Here is a 1583-nt window from a genome sequence, read left to right as displayed (position 1 = left end):
TCAGACTGTTGACAAAGTAGGCGTATTTTTATAAAAATACGCCTACTTTTTTACTTGAAAACCTCTTAAAATACACATCTATTGGGTATATATAATACATAGAAGGTGATAAAATGTTACATAAAAATAGTAAATCAAAAACAGATCAAGCACAAATAATTTCAGTTGAAGAATTAGTTCCACAAGAACACATACTAAGAAAGATCAATAAGTATATAGACTTTGACTTTATCTATGATTTAGTAGAAGATAAATACTCATTAGATAACGGAAGACCAAGCATAGATCCAGTAGTGCTAATGAAGATAATATTCATACAATACCTATTCAACATAAGAAGCATAAGGCAAACAATAAAAGAGATAGAAGTAAACATTGCATACAGATGGTTTTTAGGATATGACTTCTACGACAAGATTCCACACTTTACAACATTCAGCCAAAACTATAGAAGAAGATTCAAAGATACAGACATATTTGAAAACATCTTCCAAAACATATTAAACCAAGCACTAGAACAAGGTTTTGTGGATGAGAAGATTCAATTCGTAGACTCAACACATGTTAAAGCACATGCAAACAGACATAAAAACAAAAAAGTAACAATAGAGAAAAAAGCAAGAAGATATCAAGCACAGCTAGACAAAGAAATAGCACAAGAAAGAGAAGAAAACGGAAAAAAGCCCTTAAAAGAGAAAGAAGATAAAGAGAGGCAAACGATAGTTCAGTCAACAACAGATCCAGAAAGCGGCCTCTTTCACAAAGGAGAACATAAAGAAGTATTCGCCTATTGCGTAGAAACATCATGCGATAAAAACGGCTGGATACTAGCATACAAATCATTTCCAGGAAATTTACATGACAGCACAACATTTTTACCATTCTATGAAGAAAAACTAAAAAAGATGAAACCCCAAAAGATAGTTATGGATGCAGGTTACAAAATACCAGCCATAGCAAAAACATTAATAGACGATAAAATACTCCCAGTATTTCCATATACAAGACAAAAGAGAAACTTACAAATAGAAAATCCATACTACAAAAGAGACTACATATACGACGAATATTATGACTGCTACATATGTCCACAAGGAAAACTTTTAAATTACAAAACTACAGATAGAGAAGGATACAGACAGTATAAAAGTGATATAAACGACTGCAAGAACTGTCCTAACATAGATAGATGCACACATAGTAAAAACAAACAAAAAGTAATAACAAGACATATATGGCAAGACTACCTTGACATAACAGAAGAATATAGATATACAAATCAAGGCAAGAAAGAATACGCAAGAAGAAAAGAAACAATAGAAAGACAATTTGGAAGCGCAAAAGAGTATCATAGTTTTAGATATACAAACATGAAGGGCAAAGCTAAGATGGATATGAAAGCTGCGCTTACTTTTGCATGCTTAAATATGAAAAAACTAGCACTAATGATGTATAGGATGGATCCAAATAAGGAGGTATTTACTCGTTTATTTGCAAAAATACATAAAAAATTTGATTTTTTACTAAATTTAATAAAAATAAGCAAACCCAGGAAAAAATTCCTGGGTTTGTCTTCACTCTGA

The 1583-nt window shown here is 31.4% G+C and carries 1 protein-coding gene; it reads left to right on the top strand.

Going from position 1 to position 1583, the window contains the following annotated elements; translation table 11 throughout:
- Positions 1-113 precede the first annotated feature (113 nt).
- Positions 114-1583 (top strand): IS1182 family transposase, encoded by a 1470-nt coding sequence (locus tag BN3004_RS00035; protein WP_058259270.1) that lies wholly within the window; start codon positions 114-116, stop codon positions 1581-1583.

The organism is Fenollaria timonensis, assembly GCF_001457835.1.
Classification (GTDB): Bacteria; Bacillota; Clostridia; order Tissierellales; family Peptoniphilaceae; genus Fenollaria; species Fenollaria timonensis.
The sequence above is the reverse complement of the archived record's forward strand: the minus strand, read 5'-3'. Positions and strand labels throughout refer to the sequence as shown.